The organism is Vibrio sp. 1288 (assembly GCF_033344475.1).
Map to the genome: position 1 here is coordinate 85,400 of NZ_JAWPOX010000016.1, position 19,166 is coordinate 104,565.

Consider the following 19,166-nt stretch of genomic DNA (forward strand, 5'->3'; position numbering starts at 1 on the left):
TCTATGGGTAAAGCAGTGCATTCAAGCGTTTAGCTTCTGCAAGGCTTTTAAGGCCCAAACCACCTACCAGAGCATGGCCATCAATCGTTATGATGTCTTTGTTCTTTCCAGCGGGTGTTGCAGCAAGAAGCGGCATTGCTTTTAAAATTGCATCGGCACCACCCAACGTTTCATAGCTGCGACCACTAACAAGAATCACGTCAGGCTGCATCTCTACCATCGCTTCTGTGGATAGAGGCTTGTAAGACGAGAGTTGTGTAGCGGCTGGGTTTTGTCCGCCGGCGAGTTGAATAATTGCATCGGGTGTTGTTTGTGAGCCCGCAACATTTGCAGGTCGCCCTTCATGGATCAGCAGAAAGAGCACTTTCTTTTTCTTCGCTTGAACAGGTTGGTTTGCATTGAGTGCTTGTACTTGCGCCTGGACATCTTGCTTTAAGCTTTCAGCTTGAGCTTTGCGATCCATAAGGTTCGCAATTTGATCAATACGTTGATAAAGGCCCTCGACATTTGCATCAGTATTAACGATTTCTACATCTACGCCAGCCGATTTCAATTGGCTCAATGTTGTTTTCGGCCCCATCTCATCAGAACCAATGACTTTTGTCGGACGTAAGGCGAGCAACCCCTCCGCTGAAAGACGACGATGGTAGCCCACTTTAGGCAGTTCCATTCCTTTTGGTAATTGACTGGTGACGTCGATAGCAACCAAGCTATCTTTAGCGTCGAGTTCAAGCAAGAGTTCAGTGACGGCGCTGCCTGCGCTAACAACGCGCTCTGAGGATGGCGTTTCATTGGCAAAAAGTTGACTACTCGCAAGTAGGGAAAGAGCTGCCGTGACAACAGCTTGAATAGTGATGCGTATGTTCTTCATTTTGAAAGGATCTCTATCTTACTTATTTTTATGATGGCTCTTCAGTGAGTAACTGAGTAGCTTGAATTCCGTTTTCTTGTAAAAAGCCGAGAAGTTGTACTAGCGACTGAATATTCGCGGTTTTTTCTGCTCCAATTACAATCGGTTTATCGCTTGACTTACTCTCTTCTAACAGCGCGAGGGTAAAGTTGTCCCAATCGATATATGTCTTGCCGTTAATAGCCCAGTAAGGCTCGTCTTTAAGAATATTTACCGTGATGGATTGCTTATCGACATCTGCAACAGCCTTAGATTCTGTGCTCGGTAAATTGACGTCTAATGAATCGAGTTTGACCGCTGCGGTTAACATCAGGAAAACCATGACGATAAAAATAATGTCTAACAGCGGTGTTAAATCGGGGGTTAAACCGTTACGACTATTTTCTTGTGGTGTTTTAATCATTGAGTTGCAGCCTCAATCTTCCCAGAAGAGCGCAGTGTTACTTTTGAGTGGTCTGGCGAGACATGCTGTAACGAGATACCTTCAAGCCATAAGTTGACGTAGTTTAAAGTGTGCTCAAGCTTGGCGATTACACGATCCGCCCACAAACCAATGATCTGCGCTCCTGAAATAGCAGGAAGTGCGATAATGAGACCTGCGGCAGTGGTGCGCATAGCAAGACCTAGGCCGTCAGCCAAATCATTCGGAGTGATATTCCCCGTTGAAACCGCAATGCCTTTGAACATGTCAATTAAGCCAAGCACCGTACCAAGCAAGCCAATTAAAGGACTGATGACACCAATCAGCGTCAGCAAACGAAGGCCGGAATGCAGCTGATGGCGTTTTTCTTGCAGCCAAATACCTGCGGCATCTTCTCTTAAAGATTTCGAGAAAGAATGATGAGCAAGCAACATCGCAACACCACGGTACAGAAGCGGCCTCTTATTCGACAACTCTTCAGCAAGTGCTTCAAGCTCGCTCCCATTTGTTGGGTCTAATCCTGTGAGCTTTTGGCGAATGGCTCGCTTTCCTACACCAAGGCTAATTAACACATGGAATAATCGCTCGGCGATGATCATCACGGTTAGAGCTGAGCAAATGATCAAAGGCCATGTCATCAGCCCAAATTGAGTTTGTAATTCTTGTAGTTGTTCCATTATCCATCCAACTTAAAACGAACAGGTACTTGTACTCGGTGAGCGACTTTTAGCCCACCTGAAATATGTGGTGTAAATTGCCACTGTTTGATCGCACGAAGTGCTGAGGCATCTAGCGACTCTGTGCCGGAAGACTCAATCAAAACCTGTTTAATCTGGTTACCATTCTCATCTAGCCATATCTCATACAAGGCTACACCTTCAATACCGCGTCTTTGTGCAGACCTTGGGTAACGGGGTTGTGTTGGTTGACTCACAAACGTTGGTTTGTCGACCAAGACAGGCTGAGACGTTGCCCCTTTGGATTGGCTCGCAGGTGCGGATTGTTGAGCTACCGTCTCTTTCTTCACTGGTTCCGTTTTTTTCTTTGGTTTCGCTTCGGGCTGAACCTTTTGCTTTGTTACGGTTTTGGTGGGCTCGACCGTTTTAGGTTTAGATTGTTTAACCGGTTCTGGTTTTTTCTCTACTACCTTCTTCTTAACAGCGTCTTTCTTGACGACCTGTTTTTTTACAATCTTCTTTTCTGGTTCAGGTTGGTCTTGAGGCTGCTGCTCTTTTGGTGGCGCTACATTTTCTGGTGTAGATTTTTCGACAGCGGGAGGAGCAGACACAAGATTTAGACTTACCGAACTTGCTGGGTTTCCAGCCGGCATCGCGAACACCTTTGTCTCTTGAGAAACAAAAAGAAGTGCGGCATGGATGGCAAGGGAAGCACCTCCTGCAATGACATATCTTTGTACGTTCACGGAATATCTCGGGAAACTATGAAAACTTGGGCAGATTATTACCTACAATGGAAATAAGATCAATTATCAATTGCATTATCATTACGCTCAAATTATGATTCTTGCAGAATTTTCAAGATCAGCTTCCATCCCTTACATGATGGGAGTTAAGCGAGTATATATGAGCGTCGATATCGATAAGCTTGATGAATCAGTGTTGGGCAGTGATAGTCCTGATCCATTGCGATTTGCTTTTGTTAAGAAGCATTCTGCACATGCCGGGGGAGCGAGCGTACCTGTGCCCTCGTCTCAACAACAGGCGATTTTTTCGAGTATTACGGCTAACTCAATTAAAGCGACCAATAAACGCTGTCTTTATATTCATGTTCCGTTTTGTCGCGTTCGTTGCACTTTTTGTAACTTCTTTCAAAATGCTGCAAGTCGCACACTGGTTGATGAGTACTTTGAAGCATTAATGCAGGAGCTTAGAGAGAAAGCGGCATTACCTTGGACACAAAATGGTATTTTTCACGCCGTATATATCGGGGGCGGAACGCCAACGGATTTATCTCCAATACAGGTTCGTGTGTTAGGCCAGGCTATCCGAGACCACTTTCCTTTGGCCGCAGACTGCGAAATCACCTTAGAAGGCCGCATCAATCGCTTTTCTGATGAGTTGTATCAAGGCGCTTTAGAGGGTGGGTTTAATCGTTTCTCTTTTGGTGTGCAAAGTTTTAATACACAAGTGCGCCGCAGCGCAAAACGTTTAGATGATAGGGAAGATGTCCTCAAACGAGTGAGCGAGATCGCCAAAGAAGACAAAATTCCGGTCATTATCGATTTACTCTATGGCTTACCTTATCAAACCAAAGAAGTATTAGAGCAAGATTTAAATGATTTCCTCTCGACTGGCGCACACGGACTAGATTTGTATCAGTTAGTGGTTGGCGGGTCAGCTCCCATGCTCAACCTCGTAGAAAAGGGAAAAATCCCGCCACCTGCGACCACACCAGAAAAAGCGGGAATGTATGAGCTCGGTGTGAACTTTATGGCCAAACACCATATGAAGCAACTGAGTGTGAACCATTGGGCAATCGATAACCGCGAGCGTAGTTTATACAATAGTTTAGCCAAGACTTATGCAGAGGTATTGCCAATTGGCTGTGGTGCTGGAGGTAATATCGGTGGCTACGGGATGATGCAACACCGCACACTAGAGACCTATATTAAAGCGGTCAAAGAAGGTCAAAGCACCATCGCGATGATGATGAAGCAAAGCCCTCTAGAACCACTTTTTTCTGCACTCAAATCTGCGTTTGACCGTGGCATTGTTCAAGCAAATCAACTTCCATCATTTATGGGAGAGGACGCGTTCGGGTTTTTATTGCCTCTATTTAAAGTGTGGCAAGCGAAAGGCTTAGTACAACTACATGAACGTAGCGCAGTCCTTACTCTTGCAGGCAGCTTCTGGGCAGTGTCATTGGCTCAAAGTTGTATTCAGGTACTCACGTCGGAGATGAACGAAACCGTACCGAAAGCATCCAATAATTAATGAAAACAAATTGAACAAAAACGGAAGACACAATGGAATCAATCAAGCAACAAGTTGAAGTATTACTAGAGCAAGAACCACAATTATTGCCAGCTGCGATGGCAGAGCGTCTTGGCATTTCCGAGTTTGAGGTTGTTGCGGCTCTACCTCAGGAAATGGTGGCTATTGCACCAGGAGAGCAAGCGCAAAGCATCCTAGAAAGTTTGGTTGGTTTTGGCCCGGTGACGACCATCGTCCACTCTTTTGGTTCTATCTTTGAAGTTAAAGCGCCGTTTCCAAAAGGAAAAGTGGCGCGTGGCTATTACAATTTAATGGGTAGAGAAGGTGAACTGCACGGCCACCTTAAATTAGATAACGTTAAAAATGTCGCATTAGTCAGTAAACCGTTTATGGGTAGAGAGAGTCACTATTTTGGTTTTTTCTCGGAGTGCGGAAGCAATATTTTCAAGGTTTATTTAGGCCGTAACGAAAAGCGCGAGTTGATTGAAGAGCAAGTAACCGCATTTCGCGCCCTACAAGCCGAATTAAAAAAGTAATCACAAACATAATCGAGGCTTAACTCGAATACTAATTAGTAAAGTCAGGTATCAATATGGATCAACAAGTTAAACAAGAGCGTTTGCAAGGTCGTTTAGGGCCAGAGATCAAAGAGTTTCGTCAGGAGCGCCGTACACTTCAGCTTGCAACTGTCGATGCAGAAGGTCGCCCGAATGTAAGCTACGCGCCTTATGTTCAAAACCAGGAAGGTTATTTCGTTCTCATTTCTAAAATCGCTCGTCATGCCCGTAACCTTTTAGAAAATCCAAATGTTTCATTGATGATGATCGAAGATGAAGAGTCTTCAAAGCAGCTGTTTGCTCGTAAGCGCTTAACTTTTGATGCGGTAGCAAATGTAGTTGAGCGAGACACAGAGATGTGGCAACAAGTTGTTGGACAAATGAAAGAGCGTTTTGGTGAGATTATTGATGGTCTAAGCCAGCTAGAGGATTTCGTTTTGTTCAACTTAAAGCCAGAATCGGGGCTATTTGTTAAAGGTTTTGGTCAGGCGTATCAAGTGTCTGGTGATGATTTAGTCGATTTTGTTCACCTTCAAGAAGGTCACAAGAAAGTCGAAAGTGCCTGATTGTAAACCGATCATATGAATGTCGATTATTTGGCATAATGAACGTTTAAAGGGAGTTAGGTTATACTGACTCCCTTTTTTATATTGGAACAAAAGCATGAAACCTGTAAGCAAGGAATTGAGCGAGATTTGCTATCCGTTTATTTACGAGGACAGTCCGGTTTGTGACTTTGAAATTACAGCAGATGAACTTTGTAGTCGTATTGGCCTTGTTCTCGCTATGGAGTTGGACGAGTTTAGCCGTGATATACTGACAAGAATACAGCCTAATGTTTATCATCTAAATGGTTCGGTTCGCGGAAAATTAGCGATTACAGAGACGGAAGTTGAAGAGTTAAAGGCCGATTATGCTTTGCTCAAGCAACGCATTGATGGTGGCTTCAAAGGCTTTGTTCTACCCGGAGGGCACCCGGCAGCCAGTCAATTGCATTTGTGCCGTTGCCAAGCTAAAAAAACGGTACGAGCATTAGTTGCCGTTGAACATACAGGTAAGAAGCAGCCCGCACCTATTTTGTTTCGATACGCGAACTTATTAGCGAATGTACTTTACAGCCTAGCTTCTTATATTAATCATACTCATCAAGTCAAAGAGACGGGATTCGTTTCTCGTAGTTACGCGATGCCAAAGAAGTGAGCTGAGAAATTAGCGGATGTGAGCATCAGGGGTAGGACAAGCACTGCATTATATTCTCAAATCAACTCGTCCAATAAGAGTTAAGAAGTCATAGCTTTGGCTTCTAGCTCTTTTGCTCCGCGAAGCATCGCTTCGATTAGTTCTCCTGCATTGAATTTCTCAAGTGCCTCATGCGCGCCAACTTGGTGAGCTCTGTCTACACAGATTTCGCTCGATAACGATGTGTGTAAAATGCGGTATGAATGGTTCAGAGAGGAATTATTCTGAACTTCAAATGCTAACTCATAACCGTCTAATCCGGGCATTTCAATATCGCTGACCAGAATATCAATTGGGCGATGAGCCGCAGCGTCACTTTTCATCAGTTCCAATGCATCTAAACCATTTTTACAGATTTGATACCCAATATTGATGCTATCGAGTGCGTCACACAGCTGTTTACGAGCGATGGAAGAGTCATCCACCAATAGAATACTGAGTGCTTTTAGGCGTTCTCGCTCAATATCTGTCAGCATTGGTATCTTTGAATTCTCGTACTGCGGATAAATTTTGGAAAGTAGCAGTTCCACATCCAGCATTTGAACAGTTTTGTCCTCGTAGCGAGTAATTCCAGTCACGAAAATATTTTTTCCAGCGCTCGGAGGTGGCGTTTCAATAGCTTTCCAATCGCACTCAATGATCTTCTCTATACTACGAACCATAAAAGCAACCACGGTTCGCAAGCAATCTGTCACGATCAAGTAGCAGCTTTTATATTCTTCTTCACTTATAGGACGAAAGCCAACAGCCGCTGACATATCGATCACTGGTACTGTTAAGTTACGTATCGTAACGGTTCCAATGACGTGATGATGCGAGTAAGGGATCTTCGTCGTTGGCATGTATGGGACGATTTCACGGACTTTTAGCGTACCGATAGCGAAACTCTGTTGCAGGGTGAGCTTAAACATCAACATGCCCTGAGACTGATTCGCTTTGCTAACGACTTTTGCCATGAAAATAACCTTATAAATACCACCGAATTGTGTCTAATCTAATCTTATCAGACGAAGGCTTCAACCATCGGAGAGACAAATGTGAGCTTTTTAGACAATCTTTTAGAGAATAGTGATTAACTGAGCAAAACTTGTTTGTATTTTAAACTCATTATGTAGACGATTTTATATTCCTCGTGTATTTGGGCCTTTACCGCTGAGCTATTATTAAGAAATGTTTGGTCTGTTAAAAAGGATTGGGTACACTTGCGCGACCAGAATAGTGAGAGATAGATCAATGGCAAATACAGCAGCCGCATTACATATTCTTGTGAAGCACAAAGAGCAAGCGGAAGACATAATCAAGCAACTGAAAAAAGGCGCAAAGTTTCAGACATTAGCGAAGAAGTATTCAACTTGCCCGTCAGGCAAACGCGGTGGTGACCTTGGTGAATTCCGCCGTGGTCAAATGGTACCTCAATTCGACAAAGTGTGCTTTTCTGGCGAAGTGTTAACGCCGCATCTAGTTAAAACCAAGTTCGGTTGGCATGTTGTAAAGGTGCTTTACAGAACATAAGGCTTGGTATCGACCTAAACATTGTCAGATGAAACCCACAAGCATTAAATATCATCTGTACGGTCTCTTTTCACCAATCACTACCGTTATGACATGGCAGATACATTCTGATCTGCCATGCTCCACCAAACGCCAATCTTTCCAAACTAGAAACTCATTTATATGCAGTTAACTTGGCTTTTCTCATAAGTCGTTATTCTATTTCAAGCTTTGATATGAGGATACGTTTGCCGGTTGTATCAATTATCAATGCTATTCCTTGCTGGCGAACTTTGGTTCATGTTCGGGCGCCATTCGCATATGATAGCGACCTTATAAAAATTAATCCTGTTCATAATTTAAGATGTCCCTGACTCATAAAGACTATTTTAAAATCGCATTTCCTTTCATCGTTTCTACTGTTACCCAACCATTATTGGGGGCGGTGGACACCGCGGTGATCGGTAAACTCGGTGTGGCTGAGATGATTGGTGGTGTAGCGATCGGCACCGTTATCATGAATACCTTGTATTGGCTGTTTGGCTTCTTCCGCGTCAGTACTACCGGGCAAAGTGCAATCGCATTAGGTAAAAATAGCCCAGAGGATCAAGCGAGTAGCTTATTGCGTCCTTTCGTGCTTTCGCTCTGCCTTGGCTTGATTTTCATTGCGTTGCAGTCCGTGATTTGGATGGGGGCAGAGCTGATTATCTCCCCTGATGCAGTCGTGGCCGAAAACGCTAAGACTTACTTCGATATCATGATCTTTGGTGCGCCGTTTGTACTGCTGAACTACACCGTGATTGGTTGGTTGATGGGGCAGGCGAAAGCCAAAGAAACCTTGTTCACGCAAGTGTTTGGTAATGTTCTGAACATCGTGCTGGATATCGTATTTGTGTTGTACTTTGATATGGGCATTGCTGGTGTTGCGGTGGCGACACTTATCGCGCAAATCTCGACGTTTGTTATTGGTGCGGTGCTGGTGTTGAAAACCTGTCGCTTCCCGCTGTTTGATCACATTCAGACCGCAAAAATGACGCGTAAAGATCTCAAAGTCATTGCGTCTTCCAATATGGATCTGCTGCTTCGTACTGTGTGTCTATTGGTGTTCTTCAACATGATGGCGCGTGTAGGCTCTCAGCTTGGTTCTGATGTGCTTGCTGCGAACGCAATCATGATGCAAGTGACCTTTATCGTCAGCTACATGTTCGACGGTGTAGCGAACGCGTCGAGCGTCTTTGCAGGTAAAGCGGTAGGCCAGAAGAATACGACATTGCTTGATAACGTGATTAAGCTAAACACGCAATGGACCGCGGCGTTCGTTGTTGTCTTGACCTTGCTGTTAGTGCTGTTCAAACACCAAGTGGTGATGTTGTTTACCACCTTGCCAAACCTTGTTGAACTGTATCTAGACATGAGCCCTTGGTTATTGGCATTCCCGTTGGTTGCTGGTTTTGGTCTTACGTTTTACGGCATCTTTACCGGTACAGGGACGACGCGACCAGTGCGTAACTCTACCTTTCTAACCATGGTGTTGTTCTTAGTGACTCAATTTATTGCGGTGCAATATTGGGGCAACCACGGTTTATGGCTGGCATTCACTCTGTTCTACGTTGGGCGCTTTGTCTTCTTGTTCCCATACCTCGAACAAGTCAAACAAAAGTGTCAGTAATTCACACTGTCACAAAAGACCTAATTTAGATGTTCTTATAACAAGGGTGGAGCCATCTGCCCTTGTTGATAAATCTGAAAAAGGTGATGAAATAACCCCTCCGACTGGTTTCCTTGCTTTAACCCGCATGATATTATTTGTGATGTTATATTATTACATTTAGTTTGATGCCGTGATTTCTCAACCAGTACTCTCCGTTAATAATCTCAGCCTTACAGACTCAGAGCGCACACTCTTCAAAGACATTTCTTTTGAGCTGTTTCAAGGTGAAGTTCTTGCCATTATGGGACCTTCCGGCATTGGTAAATCCATGTTGTCGAAAGCCGTCGCAGGTTTTTTGCCGTTAGATATTTGGGTAGACGGAAGTATCCAGCTTAACAGCAGTGAGGTAGCACAAACTGCCATGCTGCAACGGAGTCAATCTCAGCGTCCTGCGGTCATTTTCCAAGATGCACTTAAAGCACTGAATCCATTGGCCTCTGTCGAGCAACAACTGTGTTTGGCATTGACGGGCAACAAAACACGTTTGTCTTCAGCAAACCGAGAAACGGTGACGACCTTGCTGTCTCAACTCGGATTTGCGGCTCCAAAAGCAGCATTGGCGCAGCATCCAAGTCAGCTATCTGGTGGCCAGCGCCAGCGTATTTGTATTGCCATTGCATTGCTTGGTAGTGCCAACTTGATCATCGCTGATGAGCCCACCAGTGCGCTCGATCCAATCACCGAAGCGGAGATCCTTGAGTTGTTCCGCAGCAGTGTTCAGCAACGCAACATCAGTGGTTTGTTGATCACGCACGATCTATCTGCGGCTTTGGCGTGTGACAAAGTCTTGGTGATAGCGGACAACACCATGGTGGCTTATGGCGCACCATGGCAAGCCATTCAGCAAAGTTCGCATCCTTTCTGCCAACAACTTGCGCAACTGCTGCCTTAACCTCATCTCTGGAGCCTATTTTGACTAAGCACAACTTGAGCGGGCACACGCAGCCTAAATCGGCGGAAGTTCGCTTTGAGCAAGCCAGTGTTCACTATTACTCCAAACCAAGTTGGTTAGGGGGCAAACCGTTCAAAGCGCTCGAACAATTGGATCTTGCCATCGACACAAAGAACATTGCGATTGTTGGTCCTTCTGGCGCGGGTAAATCGACTTTGATTGAGCTTCTGTTTGGTCTTCGTAAACCCACATCTGGTGAAGTGTATGTGTGTGGTTATCCGTTATCGCGTAGCTCGGCTAAGCAGCGACAAGAGTTGTGTCAGCACATTCAGCTGATCCCACAAGAGCCGCAATCGAGCTTGAATCCGTACTACACCGTTCGCCAGATCTTACTGGAGCCGCTAAGCAATATTGGCTTGACGCAAGAGCTCAATGAGAAGGTGGAAAAGGTCTTGGCGGATGTCGGTTTGGATCTCACATTGCAGGATCGTAACCCGCAGCAGTTATCGGTTGGGCAAGCGCAACGTGTGGCTATCGCCAGAGCTTTAATTGTTGAGCCTTGCGTGTTGGTTGCCGATGAGCCAACCAGCAGCCTAGATCCCGTCAGTCGTAAACAGATTCTCGACTTGTTGGCAGGCATTCAAAAGAGTCGTCAGATGCGCCTGATTTTGGTGACACACGACCTCGATGCGGCACAAACCCTATGCGATGAAATCCTGGTGTTAGACAAAGGACGCGTTGTCGAGCACGGAACGGCACAAAACGTGACAAATAACCCATCACACTTGATCACGAGAGCCTTGATGAGCGCTCAACACAAAAGTAATGAATTCACAAAAACCATTGGAGAGGTTTCTTATGCACCTTAGTACTCCCAAGTTAGCTTTGTCGCTGGCTTTAAGCGCACTGTTGACGGGTTGTTTTGACTCTGGCGAAAGCAAGCCAGAAGCGGAAAAAGCAGCTGCACCGCAAGCAACGGAAATTCGCGTTGCCATGATGCAACCACCACGCACAGGTTTGTCGCCACTTTCAGATGACGCGTTCAAACTGTCACGTTGGAGCACGGCAGAAACGCTGGTGAACCTAAACGATCAGTCGGTAGCAGAGCCTATGCTGGCAACAGAGTGGGAACAAGTTGACCCGATGACGTGGCAATTTACGGTACGTAAGGGCGTGAAATTCCACGATGGTTCTGACCTTGATGCCAATGCGGTTGTGAACTCTCTACAAACAGCATTAGATGCCGCACCTAAGCCACGTATTTTGGATGGTATCGAATGGCAAGTTCGCGCACTGGACGACTTCACTGTTGAAATCAAAACGACCTTTAACGATCCATTGTTGCCAAGCCGTCTATCTAGCCCACAGTTAGCGATCCTTTCGGGTGCTGCATATCAAGAAAACGGTCGTGTTGTGCCAATCAATGCGGGTACGGGTCCATTCGTTCTGACAGAAATCAACGGGACAACCAGCGCGAAACTGAAACGTTTTGACGGTTACTGGGGTGAAAAAGCGAAAGTAGACAGCATCTTCGCTGAATACGTACCAAACGGTTTTGCTCGTGCTGCTGCACTGCGTACCGGTGAGGCGGATGTAGTCGAAGCCGTTCCTGTATCGCAAATCGCGATGATGGAATCTTCACAGCTGCACGAAGTCGCAATGCCACGTACCAACACGCTTTACCTAAACAATAAATCAGATGTGTTTAGCCAGTTTGGTTTGCGTAAAGCAGCGGCTCAAGCGGTTAACCGTGAGCAAATCATCAAAACGGTTTACGAGAACCACGCCGATTCAGCAAAAGGTCTGTTAGGTCCAGCATTGGCATGGGCTCAACCAATTCGTGATGCGAACCCTCGTATGGAAACCATGGAAATGCGCCACGCGAACGGTGAGAAGATCACCATCGGTACATTTACCGACCGTGCTGAGTTGCCAGAAGTAGCGGTGCTGCTAAAGCAACAACTTGAAGCGGCTGGCTTTGTGGTTGAACTAGACGTTCGTGAATACGCACAAATCGAAAACGATGCACTAGCAGGTAAGTTCGATGCGTTCTTGTTGTCACGTGCAACGGTGCTGGATTCTGGTGACCCAGTGGCGTACATGCAAAGTGACTTTAGCTGTAAAGGTTCTTACAACCTAGGTCAGTTCTGCTCTGAAGAGGTGGACGCAGCATTGAAACATGCTGATCGTCAGCCGTTGGGTGAGAAACGCCAACAAGCGATCATCGAAGCAGAAAGCAAAATCCTTGAGCAATACGCTGTGATTCCACTGCTTCACGAGCGTGTAATCCAAGGTGAGAGTGACCGCGTGAAGAACGCACAACGTGACCCACGTGAGCGTCGCCTGATCGACCAGTTTACTGAGGTGAACTAACTCGATGTCGTCTGTTGCCCACATGCGTTCTCGTTGGAGCGCTTGTATGCCTGAATGGTTTACGCGTTTTTTGTCGCGCTTCCTGTCACTCGGGGTAGTGGTTGTGCTGGTGGGTTTGATGCCGGATATTGCCGGTATCGACCCAAGCCAATCAATCCTCCGTGCTCGTGCGGGTGCTCAACAATTGCTGACGGCAGAAGCTCTGCAAGCAATTCGAGAAGATCTTCAACTTGACCGCAGCGCTGCTGAGCGATTGTGGGATTGGTTGACGCTTGCCATGCAAGGTGACTTAGGTGTCTCTTGGGTGAGTGGCGCATCCGTGATGGAGAGCGTTCAACAAACCGCAAAAACGTCGCTATTACTGATGCTTACAGCGCTAGGCATGGCATTTGTAATGTGCATGGCGAGCGTACTTTACACTGTGCGTCGTTGGCAACAGAATCGTTTAGACAAGCATCATGACACGCTCAGTTCGGTGTTGGTCTCATTGCCTGAATACGTGATTGCTTCATTGCTGATCATGGTGTTTTCCATTTGGTTGGGTTGGTTCCCGCCTTATGGTTGGCAAGGCGTACAAAACCTCTGGCTACCAAGTTTGGCAATGGCATTGCCTGCGGCTGGCTTGTTCGGGCGCTTGCTCAATGACAGCCTCAAGCGAGTATTAGATGAGCCTTGGGTGATCACTTGGCTATCGGCGAACGTCAGTAAGTTTCAAATCTTACGCTTTGCCTTGTGGCGCGCCGTTAGTAACTTGATTCCTCAAATCGCAATGACGGTGATTGGTTTGACCGGCGGCGCGGTTGCTGTGGAGCAAGTGTTCTCCATTCCGGGTATCGGACGACTAATCTTAGGCGCAGCGAAATCACAAGATCTGCCGATGCTGCAAGGTGGTTTGTTGGTGTTGCTGGTGTTCTCGATGTTGATCAGCAGTGCGAGCATCTTATTGCAACGCTGGTTACTCGGGCACAGTGTCACAAGTGGTAAGTTGATCAGCAGTCACAGTACGTTCCGTTTTACCCAAAGCACCACCAAACGTATCGTCAGTGCCACAATCTTTACCTTGCTGATTGGTTGTGCAGGATGGGCGTTAATGCGCGATCCTTACACTATCCAATTTACCCGCCTTGAATCGCCAAGCTTAACAGCACCGTTTGGTGCTGATGCGGTCGGGCGAGATCTGCTTGCTCGCGTTGGCGGCGGTATGATGTCGACAATCAAAATGGGCATCATCGCAACGTTCCTAAGTTTAGTGATTGGTTTACTGCTCGGCTTCGTGACTCGTTATAGCCAAGGCTTAATTGAGCTCACCAAAGGTGTGCCATACATTGTGGCGGGTCTGTTGATTGCTGGTCTAACGGGGATGAACCCAAACAGTGCCTTGATTGCTATTGTTATGGTGTCATGGGCACCATTAGCAGCGCACTGTTCAAGTTTGTTGATGGAAGCCAAAGCGCAGCCTTACACGCATCTTGCGCCTATTTGGGGAGCTAGTCAGTGGCGAGTACTCCGTTACTACTTGTTGCCTTATGTGCTGCCGCCATTGATTCGTCACGCGTTTCTGCGTTTGCCATACATTACGCTCAGCCTGACGTCTCTGAGTTTTATCGGACTTGGCGTTAAGCCGCCTGAACCTGAGTGGGGTTTATTGATTGCAGAGAATCTGCCTTACATTGAGCGCTCGCCATTAGGTGTCTTACTACCAATCTCAGGCTTGGTTTTGATGGCAATTGCGGTGAATTTGATTTTTGATGACAAGTGACGAGCAGCGATAAAGCGAAGTGAGCTTCCATATCCAGATGTAATCAGTAATTTGGTAATTTAGAAAACAAAAGGATGTGTTTTCTGCCAGAAAGTACACAGCACGGTCTATGTATATTGGAAGCACCTATAAATTAACGAGTATAAAAGTTACGCGAACTCAGATGTTTAGGTAGTGTTACTCTTTATACACACGTAATCCTTTATCCGTTAATTCTTGAGTGACCACTTCGGATAGGTTTCGATCGGTAATAATTCCGTCCAATTGCTCGATGTCTAATGCATGAAAGCTCGCTATCTGACCGTATTTAGTTGAGTCTGAGATCAGATAATTGGTTTGTGCCGCCTTGATGATTGCTTTTTTAACGAGAACTTTATTTTCATTAGGTGTTGATAAGCCTTTCAAGCTCCAAGATGAAGTCGAAATAAAGGCGATATCAATATTTAGCCCATTCAAGAACTCTGCGACTTTTCCTCCAATGGTGGATTGGTTCTCGCGGTCAATTTTTCCCCCAGTGTGGTAAAGCTCACATTCACTGTGCGTCATAAGGAAAGCAGCAATAGAGAAGTCATTGGTGATCACTAAAAGATCATTACGATTTGCTATTTGATGGGCGATTTCTAGAGAGGTTGTTCCCGCATCCAAGTAAATCGTAGCGTCTTGACCAATTAACGTAGCCGCCAGCTTACCAATTTGAATTTTTTCATCCGCTTGTTGCTCGACCTTCGCATCATGGGAAAGTTCGGAATGTAGAGCTTGAGCGAGTTGCACTCCACCAGAAACAGAAACGACTTTACCTGAGGATTCAAGCTTCACGATATCACGACGAATGGTCATATGTGATACGCCAAGGTGGTCGGTTAAATCTGAAATGCTTAACACTTCTTGATGTGATAACAGGGATAATATGGTTCTTTGACGTTCTGCTGGGATCATAGTTTCACTTCTATATTCTTGTTTTTCAGTATCCTACCAATCTTTTCATTTGTTGTGAATATCTGTGAATTATGTTCTCAACGTTGTAAGAACAGCCTTCGCTTGTGTTAACTGCTCGGAATATCTCTGCCCATAAAGAGGTATATATCACGACATTGTTAATTTGTGTGAAAAAATGTGATTCAAAGCGAGGTCTTAGTATTAATCTTCACATATAATCACATCAACCAAACAAGAATTAACAAAGTTTAATAGACCAGAAGGCATTGTTTTTATGAGTGAAGTTCAATCTGTAGGTGTTATCGGTTTAGGCTCTATGGGAATGGGCGCCGCAAAGTCATGTGTGCGTGCAGGCCTAGATGTCTATGGTTTCGATTTAAATTCTCAAGCGCTTGAAGAGTTAGGTTCATTCGGTGCAAAAGCTGTTTCTACAAATGCAGTTGAGTTTGCAGATAAGCTTGATTCGGTTCTAGTTCTTGTTGTGAACGCAGCTCAAGTTAACACGGTCTTGTTCAAAACCGGTCTTGCTACAGCGCTTAAGCCGAATACGCCAGTAATGGTTTCAGCAACCATCTCAGCAGAAGACGCAAAACAAATTGAAGCGAAATTGGCAGAACACAATCTTGTGATGCTTGATGCACCGGTATCTGGTGGTGCTGCAAAAGCAGAATTAGGTGAGATGACTATTATGGCGTCGGGAGCGCAAAGCACATTTGATGCACTTGAACCAGTACTCAACGCAACGGCAGCTAAAGTCTACAACATCGGTGAAGCGATTGGCCTAGGCGCAACTGTGAAGATTATCCACCAATTGCTAGCAGGTGTTCATATCGCAGCTGGTGCTGAAGCAATGGCATTAGCGGCACGTGCAAACATTCCTCTTGACCTGATGTACGACGTGGTGACGAATGCAGCGGGTAACTCTTGGATGTTTGAGAACCGCATGAAGCATGTGGTTGATGGTGATTACTCCCCTAAATCTATGGTCGACATCTTTGTGAAAGATTTAAACCTCGTATCGGACACAGCAAAAGATCTCAAATTTCCACTTCCTCTATCAAGCACAGCACTAAACATGTTTTTGAGTGCAAGCAATGCTGGTTTTGGCCAGGAGGACGACAGTGCCGTTATCAAGATTTTTGATGGTATTGAGCTTCCAGGTGTAGAAAACAAACAGAAATAAGCGCACGTAAAACGGAGAAAAAATGATGTTATTAGGCGTTATCGCAGACGACTTTACTGGCGCAACAGACATCGCAGGTTTTCTTGTAGAAAACGGCATGCGCACAGTTCAGCTTAACGGTATTCCAAAAGAAGAGATTGATGTAAACGCAGATGCGGTCGTGATCAGTCTTAAATCTCGCTCTTGTCCTGTAGATGAGGCAATCGAGGATTCAGTAGCGGCGCTTAAGTGGCTGCAAGCAAATGGCTGTCAGCAGTTTTACTTCAAGTACTGCTCAACGTTTGACAGCACAGCAGAAGGTAACATTGGTCCTGTAACGGATGCACTGCTTGCAGAGCTAGGTGAAGCGTTCACCATTGTCTGCCCATCATTACCAGTGAATGGTCGCACAGTTTTCAACGGCCATCTATTTGTATTCCAAGACTTGCTAAGCGACTCAGGTATGCGTAATCACCCTGTGACACCAATGACTGATTCAAGCCTAGTTCGTATGATGGATGCTCAATCTCAAGGCAAATCTGGCCTGGTGAACTTCCAAATAATTGAACAAGGTCCAAAAGCGGTAATTGAGCGCTTTGAAGAGCTAAAAGTACAAGGCAACCGCTACGCAGTGGTTGATGCATTCAATGCAGAGCATCTTGTCACACTTGGCCAAGCGGCGAAGTCTCTAAAACTGGTAACTGGTGGTTCTGGTTTGGCTGCGGGTATTGCTAAGAACTGGATAGAGAGCCTTGAAGATCAAAGTGATGCGAAGCAAGAGGGGAACCCTAAAAAAGCACCAACCGTTGTGTTATCTGGATCTTGTTCTGTCATGACCAACCAACAGGTCGCTGTTTACAAAGAAAAAGCGCCACACTTTGCTATTGATGTGAAGGCGTGTCTGACGGAAGAAGACTACTCAAATCAAGTGTTTGATTGGGTCATGACCAACATCGAAAGCGAGTTCGCACCACTGGTTTACGCAACCGCAGATGCAGCGGCGTTAAAAGCGATTCAACAAGAGTTTGGCGCGCATGCTTCAAGCCACGCGGTTGAACAATTCTTTAGCCAACTTGCAATCAAACTTCAGCAGCACGGTGTGAAAAATTTCATCGTTGCGGGTGGGGAAACCTCAGGGGTTGTAACCCAAAGCCTAGCCGTAAAAGGTTTTCATATCGGTCCTCAAATCGCACCAGGTGTACCTTGGGTGAAGTCACTTGAAGGCGAGCTTTCTTTGGCTCTGAAATCGGGCAACTTCGGCGATGAACACTTCTTTGCCAAAGCACAGTCGTTTTTTGAATAGGTGAGGTTGTGATGAATAAAGAATTGATGACAGAACAACAACTGCGAGAGCAAATGGTCACTATGGCGCGCTCTATGTTTGAACGTGGCTATGCGACTGGCGGCGCTGGCAACCTTTCTCTAAAACTGCCTAATGGACACTTTCTGGCAACGCCAACTGGTTCTTCGTTCGGCCGCTTGATTGCTGAAGAGCTTTCGGTTGTGGATATTGATGGCAACCATATCTCTGGTGAAAAGCCATCAAAAGAAGTGGCTTTTCATCTGGCGATTTATCGAAATAACTCAAAGTGTAATGCGATTGTGCATCTACATTCTACTTACTTGACGGCGCTTTCTTGTCTTGAAGGTTTAGATCGCGAGAATGCCATCAAAGCTTTCACACCTTACTTTGTAATGCGCATTGGCGAACTGCCAGTGATTCCGTACCTGCGCCCGGGCGACCCTCAGATTGCTGAAGAACTTGCGCAGCGGGCAAGTGACTACCGAGCTTTCCTCCTGGCGAACCATGGTCCAGTGATCACGGGTACGGACTTTGAAGATGCAGTGGATAACGCAGAAGAGCTAGAAGAGACAGCGAAGCTAGCGTTCATTCTTAAAGACAGCAACATCCGCTACTTAACGGATACTGAGATTCAAGACCTAAAAGGGAGAGGTAAGTAATGGCTAAATTCGCGGCAAATCTGACAATGTTATTCACAGAAGTTCCTTTTCTAGATCGTTTCGAAAAAGCACACCAAGCGGGCTTCAAAGCGGTGGAATACCTTTTCCCATACGCATTCGAAGCGCAAGAACTAGCAAGCAAGATACAGCAGTTTGGTTTTGAGCAAGCGTTATTCAACATGCCTCCAGGTGATTGGGATGCAGGTGAACGAGGTTTTGCAGCTATTCCGGGGCGTGAGGATGAATTTAAAACGAGCGTCGAGACTGCGCTGATGTACGCCAAGGCACTGAACTGTAAAAAGGTTCACGCTATGTCTGGCATTGTTGATTCACGCTTCACTCGTGATCAGCATATTGAAACCTTTATCTCAAACATTCGTTATGCAGCGGATAAGTTTGCCGAGCAAGGTGTTGAGCTGATGATCGAGCCACTCAACAATCGCGATGTACCGAACTACTTTGTTGCACATCAACGTGAAGCTGTGGAACTCATCAAACAAGTGGCTCGTCCAAACGTGAAATTGCAGCTCGATCTCTATCACGCACAAATTATGGACGGTGATCTGAGTACGTTGATTCGCGATGTGGCGCCATACACAGGCCATATTCAAATTGCTTCTGTGCCTGAAAGGCACGAACCATCGGAAGGCGAACTGAATTACCCACACCTATTCAATGTTTTGGATGACTCTGGTTACCAAGGCTGGATCGGTTGTGAATACAACCCAAGGCATAGCACGCAGCTGGGCCTTAGTTGGGTTAAACCATACCTATAACAATTTTAATTTCTATCCATAAA

The 19,166-nt window shown here is 45.7% G+C and carries 20 protein-coding genes; 14 read left to right on the plus strand and 6 right to left on the minus strand.

Annotated elements, in window-relative coordinates; all coding sequences use genetic code 11:
• Position 1: 1 nt before the first annotated feature.
• The 4 genes from R8O11_RS13690 to R8O11_RS13705 are packed head-to-tail and all read right to left on the minus strand — an operon-like array spanning position 2 to position 2,754.
• Entirely contained in the window at positions 2-871 is an 870-nt protein-coding gene (locus R8O11_RS13690; RefSeq protein WP_213885928.1) for a heme/hemin ABC transporter substrate-binding protein, read from the minus strand.
• A 28-nt stretch (positions 872-899) separates the two neighbouring features.
• Entirely contained in the window at positions 900-1,313 is a 414-nt protein-coding gene (locus R8O11_RS13695; protein ID WP_318194224.1) for a biopolymer transporter ExbD, read from the minus strand.
• Complete coding sequence (locus R8O11_RS13700) at positions 1,310-2,008, minus strand: MotA/TolQ/ExbB proton channel family protein (RefSeq protein WP_145472135.1); 699 nt, start codon at positions 2,006-2,008, stop codon at positions 1,310-1,312. The genes R8O11_RS13695 and R8O11_RS13700 overlap by 4 nt, the downstream gene beginning before the upstream one ends.
• Entirely contained in the window at positions 2,008-2,754 is a 747-nt protein-coding gene (locus R8O11_RS13705) for an energy transducer TonB (protein WP_085569329.1), read from the minus strand. Before R8O11_RS13705 ends, R8O11_RS13700 begins: the two co-directional genes overlap by 1 nt.
• A 160-nt stretch (positions 2,755-2,914) precedes the next feature.
• Here R8O11_RS13705 and hutW point away from each other — a divergent pair, with 160 nt between their 5' ends.
• The 4 genes from hutW to R8O11_RS13725 all read left to right on the plus strand — a co-directional run bounded on the left by hutW (position 2,915) and on the right by R8O11_RS13725 (position 6,042).
• Positions 2,915-4,285, plus strand: a complete 1,371-nt coding sequence (hutW, locus tag R8O11_RS13710) for a heme anaerobic degradation radical SAM methyltransferase ChuW/HutW (protein WP_262591344.1) — start codon at positions 2,915-2,917, stop codon at positions 4,283-4,285.
• A gap of 32 nt (positions 4,286-4,317) precedes the next feature.
• On the plus strand, positions 4,318-4,821 hold the full coding sequence (gene hutX / locus R8O11_RS13715) for a heme utilization cystosolic carrier protein HutX (RefSeq protein WP_005385051.1): 504 nt from the start codon (positions 4,318-4,320) through the stop codon (positions 4,819-4,821).
• A gap of 56 nt (positions 4,822-4,877) precedes the next feature.
• Positions 4,878-5,408, plus strand: coding sequence for a heme utilization protein HutZ (hutZ, locus tag R8O11_RS13720; protein WP_005375331.1), 531 nt, complete (start codon positions 4,878-4,880; stop codon positions 5,406-5,408).
• A gap of 97 nt (positions 5,409-5,505) precedes the next feature.
• Complete coding sequence (locus R8O11_RS13725; RefSeq protein WP_213907580.1) at positions 5,506-6,042, plus strand: ATP:cob(I)alamin adenosyltransferase; 537 nt, start codon at positions 5,506-5,508, stop codon at positions 6,040-6,042.
• An 80-nt stretch (positions 6,043-6,122) separates the two neighbouring features.
• Here the strand turns inward: R8O11_RS13725 and R8O11_RS13730 are convergent, their stop codons facing one another.
• Positions 6,123-7,037 (minus strand): chemotaxis protein, encoded by a 915-nt coding sequence (locus R8O11_RS13730; RefSeq protein ID WP_005385059.1) that lies wholly within the window; start codon positions 7,035-7,037, stop codon positions 6,123-6,125.
• Between the two features lie 214 nt (positions 7,038-7,251).
• Between R8O11_RS13730 and ppiC the strand changes: the two genes are divergently transcribed.
• From ppiC to R8O11_RS13760, 6 genes are all read left to right on the plus strand, one after another.
• Positions 7,252-7,593, plus strand: a complete 342-nt coding sequence (ppiC, locus tag R8O11_RS13735; RefSeq protein WP_080276970.1) for a peptidylprolyl isomerase PpiC — start codon at positions 7,252-7,254, stop codon at positions 7,591-7,593.
• A gap of 343 nt (positions 7,594-7,936) precedes the next feature.
• Positions 7,937-9,241 carry an MATE family efflux transporter gene (locus R8O11_RS13740; protein WP_042521555.1) on the plus strand — a complete coding sequence of 435 codons (1,305 nt, stop codon included), beginning with the start codon at positions 7,937-7,939 and terminating at the stop codon, positions 9,239-9,241.
• Positions 9,242-9,413: 172 nt separating this feature from the next.
• Positions 9,414-10,175, plus strand: coding sequence for an ATP-binding cassette domain-containing protein (locus R8O11_RS13745; RefSeq protein WP_213871224.1), 762 nt, complete (start codon positions 9,414-9,416; stop codon positions 10,173-10,175).
• A 20-nt stretch (positions 10,176-10,195) separates the two neighbouring features.
• On the plus strand, positions 10,196-11,044 hold the full coding sequence (locus tag R8O11_RS13750; protein WP_042521553.1) for an ABC transporter ATP-binding protein: 849 nt from the start codon (positions 10,196-10,198) through the stop codon (positions 11,042-11,044).
• Positions 11,034-12,548, plus strand: coding sequence for an ABC transporter substrate-binding protein (locus R8O11_RS13755; RefSeq protein ID WP_213871223.1), 1,515 nt, complete (start codon positions 11,034-11,036; stop codon positions 12,546-12,548). The genes R8O11_RS13750 and R8O11_RS13755 overlap by 11 nt, the downstream gene beginning before the upstream one ends.
• 4 nt (positions 12,549-12,552) lie before the next feature.
• Positions 12,553-14,307: an ABC transporter permease subunit gene (locus R8O11_RS13760; RefSeq protein ID WP_372584766.1), complete on the plus strand. Its 1,755-nt coding sequence runs from the start codon at positions 12,553-12,555 to the stop codon at positions 14,305-14,307.
• Between the two features lie 177 nt (positions 14,308-14,484).
• Here R8O11_RS13760 and R8O11_RS13765 read toward each other — a convergent pair whose 3' ends face one another.
• A complete protein-coding gene (locus tag R8O11_RS13765) occupies positions 14,485-15,243 on the minus strand; it encodes a DeoR/GlpR family DNA-binding transcription regulator (RefSeq protein WP_005375354.1) in 759 nt (252 codons plus the stop codon).
• 274 nt (positions 15,244-15,517) lie between these two features.
• On the opposite strand from R8O11_RS13765, the gene ltnD reads away from it, so the two are divergent.
• Genes ltnD through otnI form a run of 4 tightly spaced genes read left to right on the plus strand, consistent with a single transcriptional unit; the run spans position 15,518 to position 19,143 of the window.
• Positions 15,518-16,426: an L-threonate dehydrogenase gene (ltnD, locus tag R8O11_RS13770; RefSeq protein WP_005375356.1), complete on the plus strand. Its 909-nt coding sequence runs from the start codon at positions 15,518-15,520 to the stop codon at positions 16,424-16,426.
• A 25-nt stretch (positions 16,427-16,451) separates the two neighbouring features.
• Positions 16,452-17,708 (plus strand): 3-oxo-tetronate kinase, encoded by a 1,257-nt coding sequence (otnK, locus tag R8O11_RS13775; RefSeq protein ID WP_031777204.1) that lies wholly within the window; start codon positions 16,452-16,454, stop codon positions 17,706-17,708.
• An 11-nt stretch (positions 17,709-17,719) separates the two neighbouring features.
• Complete coding sequence (locus R8O11_RS13780; protein ID WP_005385078.1) at positions 17,720-18,367, plus strand: aldolase; 648 nt, start codon at positions 17,720-17,722, stop codon at positions 18,365-18,367.
• Positions 18,367-19,143, plus strand: a complete 777-nt coding sequence (gene otnI / locus R8O11_RS13785) for a 2-oxo-tetronate isomerase (protein ID WP_047101720.1) — start codon at positions 18,367-18,369, stop codon at positions 19,141-19,143. The genes R8O11_RS13780 and otnI overlap by 1 nt, the downstream gene beginning before the upstream one ends.
• The last annotated feature ends 23 nt before the right edge of the window (positions 19,144-19,166 follow it).

Coding starts and splice junctions, on each gene's coding strand:
- otnI (WP_047101720.1), top strand. CDS start 18,367: ATGGCTAAATTCGCGGCAAATCTGACAATGTTATTCACAGAAGTTCCT.
- hutZ (WP_005375331.1), top strand. CDS start 4,878: ATGGATCAACAAGTTAAACAAGAGCGTTTGCAAGGTCGTTTAGGGCCA.
- R8O11_RS13725 (WP_213907580.1), top strand. CDS start 5,506: ATGAAACCTGTAAGCAAGGAATTGAGCGAGATTTGCTATCCGTTTATT.
- R8O11_RS13740 (WP_042521555.1), top strand. CDS start 7,937: ATGTCCCTGACTCATAAAGACTATTTTAAAATCGCATTTCCTTTCATC.
- otnK (WP_031777204.1), top strand. CDS start 16,452: ATGTTATTAGGCGTTATCGCAGACGACTTTACTGGCGCAACAGACATC.
- R8O11_RS13780 (WP_005385078.1), top strand. CDS start 17,720: ATGAATAAAGAATTGATGACAGAACAACAACTGCGAGAGCAAATGGTC.
- R8O11_RS13695 (WP_318194224.1), bottom strand. CDS start 1,313: ATGATTAAAACACCACAAGAAAATAGTCGTAACGGTTTAACCCCCGAT.
- ltnD (WP_005375356.1), top strand. CDS start 15,518: ATGAGTGAAGTTCAATCTGTAGGTGTTATCGGTTTAGGCTCTATGGGA.
- R8O11_RS13700 (WP_145472135.1), bottom strand. CDS start 2,008: ATGGAACAACTACAAGAATTACAAACTCAATTTGGGCTGATGACATGG.
- hutX (WP_005385051.1), top strand. CDS start 4,318: ATGGAATCAATCAAGCAACAAGTTGAAGTATTACTAGAGCAAGAACCA.
- R8O11_RS13765 (WP_005375354.1), bottom strand. CDS start 15,243: ATGATCCCAGCAGAACGTCAAAGAACCATATTATCCCTGTTATCACAT.
- R8O11_RS13760 (WP_372584766.1), top strand. CDS start 12,553: ATGTCGTCTGTTGCCCACATGCGTTCTCGTTGGAGCGCTTGTATGCCT.
- R8O11_RS13690 (WP_213885928.1), bottom strand. CDS start 871: ATGAAGAACATACGCATCACTATTCAAGCTGTTGTCACGGCAGCTCTT.
- R8O11_RS13730 (WP_005385059.1), bottom strand. CDS start 7,037: ATGGCAAAAGTCGTTAGCAAAGCGAATCAGTCTCAGGGCATGTTGATG.
- hutW (WP_262591344.1), top strand. CDS start 2,915: ATGAGCGTCGATATCGATAAGCTTGATGAATCAGTGTTGGGCAGTGAT.
- ppiC (WP_080276970.1), top strand. CDS start 7,252: ATGTTTGGTCTGTTAAAAAGGATTGGGTACACTTGCGCGACCAGAATA.
- R8O11_RS13755 (WP_213871223.1), top strand. CDS start 11,034: ATGCACCTTAGTACTCCCAAGTTAGCTTTGTCGCTGGCTTTAAGCGCA.